This is a genomic window from Neptunomonas sp. CHC150 (assembly GCF_030397555.1).
Lineage (GTDB): Bacteria > Pseudomonadota > Gammaproteobacteria > Pseudomonadales > Balneatricaceae > Neptunomonas > Neptunomonas phycophila.
Map to the genome: position 1 here is coordinate 165,503 of NZ_JAPNXU010000002.1, position 7,342 is coordinate 172,844.

Here is a 7,342-nt window from a genome sequence, read left to right on the forward strand (position 1 = left end):
CTGGCTTGGCTGATATGAGAATGGTGGTTAACAAGGGTGTAATACTTTTTCAATCTCGGTGTGCTTTGCTACCACGATTGATCACAACAAGTTAATGGATGTGTTTAACATGGCTAATTATTTCAATACGCTGCCACTGCGTGAGCAACTTGCTCAACTGGCTAAATGTCGTTTCATGGATATGTCAGAGTTTTCTGACGGTGTTGAAGCGCTTAAAGGCAAAAAAATTGTTGTTATCGGTTGTGGCGCTCAGGGCCTTAACCAAGGTTTAAACTTGCGCGATAGCGGTTTAGACGTGTCTTACACACTGCGTGCTGCAGCAATTGCTGAGAAGCGTCAGTCGTGGAAAAACGCTACTGAAAATGGCTTTACTGTTGGTACATACGAAGAGCTAATCCCAACAGCCGATGTTGTTCTTAACTTAACGCCGGATAAGCAGCACACACCCGTTGTTACTGAAATTATGCCATTGATGAAGAAAGGCGCTTGCTTGTCTTACTCACATGGTTTCAACATCGTAGAAGAAGGCATGAAAATCCGTGAAGATTTGACGGTTATCATGGTTGCACCTAAGTGCCCTGGTTCTGAAGTACGTGCTGAATACGTTCGTGGTTTTGGTGTTCCTACCCTGATCGCTGTTCACGAAGACAATGACCCTAAAGGTGAAGGTTTAGCGTTGGCTAAAGCTTACGCTGTAGGTACTGGCGGCCACAAAGCCGGCGTATTGATGTCTTCTTTCATCGCTGAAGTAAAATCTGACTTGATGGGTGAGCAAACTATCCTATGTGGTATGTTGCAAACGGGTTCTATTCTTTGCTTTGACAAAATGGTTGAAGAAGGTATCGACCCAGGTTACGCATCGAAGTTGATTCAGTACGGTTGGGAAACAATCACTGAAGCACTTAAGTATGGTGGCGTGACTAACATGCTAGATCGTCTTTCTAACCCAGCTAAGATCAAAGCATTCGATCTTTCTGAAGAGTTGAAAGAAATCATGCGCCCACTGTACAACAAGCACCAAGATGACATTATCGACGGTACTTTCTCACGCGTAATGATGGAAGACTGGGCTAACGATGACGCTAACTTGCTGAAGTGGCGTGCAGAAACAGCCGAAACTAATTTCGAAAAAACACCAGCTGGCGATGTTGAAATCTCTGAGCAAGAGTTCTTCGACAACGGTATTTTGATGGTTGCTATGGTTAAAGCAGGCGTTGAATTAGCATTCGAAACAATGACAGCGGCGGGTATCATTGCTGAATCTGCTTACTACGAGTCTTTACACGAGACTCCTCTGATTGCTAACACAATCGCACGCAAGAAGTTGTACGAAATGAACGCAACAATTTCTGATACAGCAGAATACGGTTGCTACTTGTACAACCATGCTTGCTTGCCGTTGCTAGGCGACTTCATGAAAGGCATCAAAACAGACGTTATCGGTAAAGGCTTAGACCTTGACGATACCGGTGTTGATAACGCTCGTTTGATCGAAGTTAACACAGCGTTGCGCAGCCACCCGGTTGAAGCGATTGGTGCTGTTCTTCGTGGCCACATGGCTGACATGAAGAAAATCGTTTAATCGACTCGTTACTCCTGACCGATATGTTCGGTAGGTGTTGAGATTAAAAAGGCTGAGACTGATATCTCGGCCTTTTTTGTGGACTGCTATTAATTAGGATATCTGCGTTATGGATACTTCAATTTGCCTGGAAAATGTAACAGTAAACTTTGATGACCGCTTTTTACTAAGCGAAGTTAATTGGACCATTGAGCCAAACCAACATTGGGTCATAACGGGCACGAATGGCGCAGGTAAGTCAGCGTTAGCCGCAGTTTTGGCTGGGGTTGGTGATATCGAGTCTGGTGGGGTATCGGGTCTTCCGTCACGGGTCGGTGTTGTTTCCTTTGAAGCGCAAGCAGACCTTATTGCGGCTGAGTTAAAAAAAGATGATGCCGATATCATGGATGTTATCTCAGAGGGAACACCGGTTAAGGAGATGATATTCGAGGGATGCCAAGACCCACAGCTAGCCAATGAGTTAGTGAGTAAGTTTGGCTTAAGCGGATTATTAGAACGTGCTTTTCGTAAACTCTCTACCGGTGAAAGCCGAAAAGTTATGTTAATCCGTGCGCTCACAAGTAAGCCTGACCTGCTGATCTTAGACGAGCCTTTTGATGGTTTAGATGCCGCGACCTTATCTATGCTGCAGGCGCATTTGGCAACGCTTATCTCCACTGTACCTATGGTTTTTGTGCTGAATAGATTTGACGAAATGCCAGACTTTATTACGCATGTCGCTTACGTAGAAAAAGGGCGTTTACCTCATACCGTTTGCCGTGATGATGAGTCGGCGTTTAGCGAGTTGTATCAACTTTTGCATTTGAAAACCACTGACCTCAGTGTCCCCGAAGCCGATCCAGAAACGGCGTTGCCCGCGCTAGACCCCACTCAGCCTTTAGTGCGTTTAACGGACATCACCATCAAGTATGGTGATACGGTAATTGTGGATAAGTTGAATTGGACAATCGAGCCTAATCAACATTGGCAACTCAGTGGCCCTAACGGTAGTGGCAAGACCGGCATTTTGTCGTTAATTACGGGCGATCACCCTCAGTGTTATGTAAATGATATCTTTGTATTTGGCTTTAAACGCGGCAGTGGCGAAAGTATTTGGCAAATAAAGCAGTTTATAGGATACGTTTCTACGGCATTACAGTGGGAATACCGCGTCAGTACTAGCTTGCGAAATGTCATCATCTCTGGTTTTTACGACAGCATTGGGTTGTACAGTAAATGCACTGACCGCCAAAAGAAAATTGCTGACCAGTGGCTCGCTTTATTGGGGATGCAGGATCGCGCCGATCAGCCCTTTAATAAATTGTCTTACGGTGACCAGCGGTTATTATTAATTGCCAGAGCCATGGTTAAACATCCGCCTTTACTGATACTGGATGAGCCGTGTTTAGGGCTAGACGATATGAACCGCCAGTTGGTGCTGGCCTTGATTGAGAAAATTTGCGCCGGTTCTGAAACGGCTGTGTTGTATGTTAACCATCACCCAGAAGATCAGATAGCGGGTATTGATAATTATTTGGCGTTGACTAAGAACGAATGAGCACCGTCAGCAATGAGCCACTTTTACAGAGGCTCATTGCTGGTTAGTTGTTGTTAGGCCGTAACCAGTGTTTGCTTGTTGTCTAGCCAACCGCTTAGCCGAGTTAGCAATAGTGCAATGATGACAATAATGCCACCTACCCATGCTGTGTCTATAAGGCGGTATTGGTCGACAATGTGACCACCGATTATAGCGCCTAACGCAATGCCTACATTAAAAGCGGCAATGTTTAACCCTGAAGCGACTTCTACGGCATGTGGCGCTTCGCGCTCAGCTATTTGCACCACATATACTTGCAGGCCAGGTACGTTGCCAAACGCAAATGCACCCCATATTAGTACCGTTCCTAAAGCGAGTAAGGGGTAGGGAGCTGTGAAGTAGAATATAAACAGCACACCTGAAAGCGCTGTGAAAATAGTGGTTAGTGCCGAAACAGGCCCGACTTTATCAGCCAGTTTACCACCCCAAATATTTCCCGCTGCTACTGAAACTCCGTAAACCAGCATGATTAGAGCAATGCTTGATTGGGGAAAGCCACTAACAGACTCTAAAATAGAAGCAAGAAAAGTAAAGGCAACAAAGGTGCCGCCATAACCTATCGCCGTCATCGCATAAACCAGTAGTAGTCTAGGCTTGAGAAGAACAGAAACCTGCTTCACGATACTAGCGCTGGGTGAGCTTTTTAGGTTGTTAGGTACGAGTATAAAGCTTCCAATTAGCGCAATTATCCCCAACGTTGAAACAACAAGAAACGTCGCACGCCAGCCAAAATGTTGACCTATCCATGTCCCTAAAGGAACACCGGTTACCAATGCTACGGTCAGGCCGGTGAACATGAGGGCGATTGCGCTCGCTTCTTTGTCCTTTGATACTAGGCGGGTAGCGATGGTAGAGCCAATAGAAAAGAATACGCCATGAGCTAGCCCTGTGAGGATCCTAGCCATAATGAGCGCTTCATAATTAGGTGAGCTCCACGCTAATAAGTTGCCTATAATGAACAAGCTCATTAAGGCGAGTAACAGCCATTTTCTATTTAGCTTCCCTGTTAACGCTGTGAGCACTGGGGCGCCCACAGCAACCCCTAATGCATAAAGGCTTACGAGAAGACCTGCGCTGGGTAGGGTTACGGAAAGGTCATTGGCAATCGTGGGAATTAACCCCACAATGACAAATTCTGTTGTACCGATGGCGAAGGCGCCTAGGGTAAGCGCCCAAAGGGCAAGCGGCATAATCTGTACTCCTAATAAAGTTGTAATAGGAGGCAGTATGAAGTGTTTTAATATTTGCAAAAATAGCATTAGTTCCAAAATACTTTATCATTTGGTGCAATAATATGAGCGGAATCCGATCTAAAACAGAAGATCTAGAGATCTTGTTAGCCGTGGCTGATCATGGCGGTTTTTCTGCCGCCGCTGCCGTCCTTGATCTTCAGGTAGCTAAAGTGTCCCGTGCTGTTGCTCGTTTAGAGTTAGAACATGGCTGTAGCTTTTTTACACGAACGACTCGCAAAGTGAACCTAACGCCGGAAGGCGAGCAATTTATAATGGCAATTCGCCAAGCTATGGACAGTATTGCCGCTGCCGAGTTTGCGTTAGCAGAGCAAAAGGTACGTCCTAGCGGACGCTTGCGGGTTGATGCTGCGAGTCCGTTTGTGCTCCATCAATTAGTTCCCTTGATTAAGCCATTTAGGGAAGCACACCCTGAAATTGATTTAGAGCTTGTATCTAATGATCGAATTATTGATCTCATTGAGAAACGGACAGATCTTGCTGTGCGAATTGGTGAGTTATCAGATTCGGGGCTGAATGCGACGTTCTTAGGAAGAAGCCGCTTACATCTTGTCGCTTCTCCTGCTTATCTAGCTCAAAATGGTGAGCCTGCAACGCTGGCAGACCTTGATCAGCATGAAGTGATCGGCTTCTCTGATAATCCCAACTTAAATAAGCTATACACCTCTCCGCCTACGGTATTACCCGTAAGCCTTAGTGCAAGTAGCGGGGAAACGGTTCGCCAATTATGTTTGGCGGGTAATGGTATTGCTTTGCTGTCTAATTTTATGGTGAAAAAAGACTTGGATGAAGGGCGTTTGATTAAGGTATTGGGTGATATCAAAGACAGCCCGAACCCCAGGGAGCTGGTTCAGGCTGTGTACTACAAACATACTGTGCTTGCCTCACGCATTGAGGCGTTTTTGTCTTTTATTAAAACGAATATTAGTTTGTGATAAAGCCTGTTTTATTAATTTAAAACCGCATCTATATCTGCCGCATCATGGCGCTCGGCTAATTGTTCGTCTCCCCAAGTGCGGTTAACGATGCGTCCACGTTGCACGGCAGGGCGCTGTTCAATCTGCTTGGCCCAACGTAATACATGGGTGTAGCTTTTTACGTCTAGGAACTCCGCCGCGTTGTATAAATTACCCAATACTAAGTTGCCATACCAAGGCCAGATTGCAATATCGGCTATCGAATATTCCTCGCCTGCAATATAGGTGTTGTTAGCTAGTTGCTTATCTAATACATCTAATTGGCGCTTAGTTTCCATCGTGAAGCGGTCAATGGGGTACTGCATTTTATAAGGTGCGTAGGCATAGAAATGTCCAAAGCCACCACCTAAATAGGGGGCTGAGCCCATTTGCCAAAACAGCCAATTACGGCATTCGGTTTTACCTGCGTGGTCATTAGGCACCAGCGCGCCAAATTTATCGGCGAGGTACTGCAAGATAGAGCCTGACTCAAAAAGGCGAGTGGGCGGTGTTGTGTTGTGATCCATCAAAGCAGGGATCTTGGAGTTCGGGTTTACTTCTACAAAGCCAGATGAGAATTGATCGCCGTCACCGATCTTGATTAGGTGGGCATCGTATTCCGCTTCGGCAAAGCCCAATGCTAATAGTTCTTCGAACATAATGGTGACTTTTTGGCCGTTGGGTGTGGCCAGTGAATAAAGCTGGAACGGGTGTTTACCTACCGGAAGTGTTTTTTCGTGCGTTGCGCCTGAAACCGGCCGATTAGTTTTTGCCCATTCTCCACCGTTTTCTGGATCCCATTCCCATACTGTTGGAGGTGTATATTCGTTGCTGCTCATGTGCTGCTCCTAATTATTAGCTTACGCGAACAATGCTGGATGGCTTGTTGAGTGCGTCAGTTTTGATGTGAGTTTATCTTATTCAGGCTAGAGAGCATTGTTAAGTAGGGGGATTGCATAAGTCTGTTGAGAGAAAAATTTAATAATAAGTTATAAATAAATTGAAATAACAAATGATAATCACTAGCATTACGATTTGTTGTTTCAAATGAACTTTTCCCTTTTTTAGGAGTCGATAATGTCCCTCTGCCGCAGTGCATATCCTGCTAGCCAGCCCAGTCTTTTAGCTCAACGTATCAGGGAAGCCGCCCTAATCGTGCCGTGTTTATTGCTTAGCGGTAATGTACTGGCTGAGGATAATAGTCAAAATGACCTGCAGGAGCTGCAAGCCTTACAAGTTACAGACTCTGAAATTACATCTAGTTATATTGCGCCTTCAGAACAAACAGGCTCCTATCAAGTTAAACGGTCTGCTGCAGCTACAGGTTTAGCGATCGATATTAAGGAAACACCGCAAACAGTATCCACCATCTCCAGCCAGGCAATGAAGGACTTCTCTGTTGCTAGTGTGAGTGATGCGTTAGCGCTAATTCCCGGGGTTGTGGTAAACAAGGTCGAGACGGATCGCGTGTATTTCACGTCACGTGGTTTTGACATTATGAATTTTGAAACTGACGGAGTGGGAGCAGCTTTAGGGGATACGCCCACCAGCAATTTTGATGCGTTTATGTATGACCGTATTGAGGTGCTCAAGGGAGCTAATGGGTTAACGGCTGGAGTGGGGAATCCATCCGCTACGGTTAACATGATTCGCAAACGTCCTACTTACGAAACACAGGCGTCGATTGCTGCTACGGTGGGTTCTTGGAATACCAGACGCCTTGAAGCTGATGTATCCGGTAGCTTAAATGAGGAAGGCACAGTCCGTGGGCGAGCGGTCATTGCTAAGCAGAGTAAAGAGTCGTATTTAGATCGCTATGAGAAAGACACCACCTTAGGCTATGGCGTCATTGAAGTTGATGTGACAGAAAAGGACTTATTAACGTTCGGCTACGATCAACAGCGCAATAATGCAAACAGCCCTATGTGGGGGGCGTTACCATTAACGTATGATGATGGTAGCTACACCGATTATGATG

6 protein-coding genes are annotated in these 7,342 nt (G+C 45.7%); 4 read left to right on the plus strand and 2 right to left on the minus strand.

The window, feature by feature from the left end:
- Positions 1 to 109 precede the first annotated feature (109 nt).
- Positions 110 to 1,582 (plus strand): ketol-acid reductoisomerase, encoded by a 1,473-nt coding sequence (gene ilvC, locus OW491_RS02510; RefSeq protein ID WP_075172882.1) that lies wholly within the window; start codon positions 110 to 112, stop codon positions 1,580 to 1,582.
- Positions 1,583 to 1,691: 109 nt separating this feature from the next.
- On the plus strand, positions 1,692 to 3,119 hold the full coding sequence (modF, locus tag OW491_RS02515; protein ID WP_290034543.1) for a molybdate ABC transporter ATP-binding protein ModF: 1,428 nt from the start codon (positions 1,692 to 1,694) through the stop codon (positions 3,117 to 3,119).
- Positions 3,120 to 3,172: 53 nt separating this feature from the next.
- Here modF and OW491_RS02520 read toward each other — a convergent pair whose 3' ends face one another.
- Complete coding sequence (locus OW491_RS02520) at positions 3,173 to 4,348, minus strand: MFS transporter (protein WP_290034544.1); 1,176 nt, start codon at positions 4,346 to 4,348, stop codon at positions 3,173 to 3,175.
- 104 nt (positions 4,349 to 4,452) lie between these two features.
- On the opposite strand from OW491_RS02520, the gene OW491_RS02525 reads away from it, so the two are divergent.
- Entirely contained in the window at positions 4,453 to 5,343 is an 891-nt protein-coding gene (locus OW491_RS02525) for a LysR family transcriptional regulator (RefSeq protein WP_075178488.1), read from the plus strand.
- 14 nt (positions 5,344 to 5,357) lie between these two features.
- Here the strand turns inward: OW491_RS02525 and yghU are convergent, their stop codons facing one another.
- Complete coding sequence (yghU, locus tag OW491_RS02530; RefSeq protein WP_290034545.1) at positions 5,358 to 6,203, minus strand: glutathione-dependent disulfide-bond oxidoreductase; 846 nt, start codon at positions 6,201 to 6,203, stop codon at positions 5,358 to 5,360.
- A gap of 238 nt (positions 6,204 to 6,441) precedes the next feature.
- Between yghU and OW491_RS02535 the strand changes: the two genes are divergently transcribed.
- Positions 6,442 to 7,342: TonB-dependent receptor plug domain-containing protein (locus OW491_RS02535; protein ID WP_290034546.1), on the plus strand; the 901-nt coding region annotated here is incomplete at its 3' end.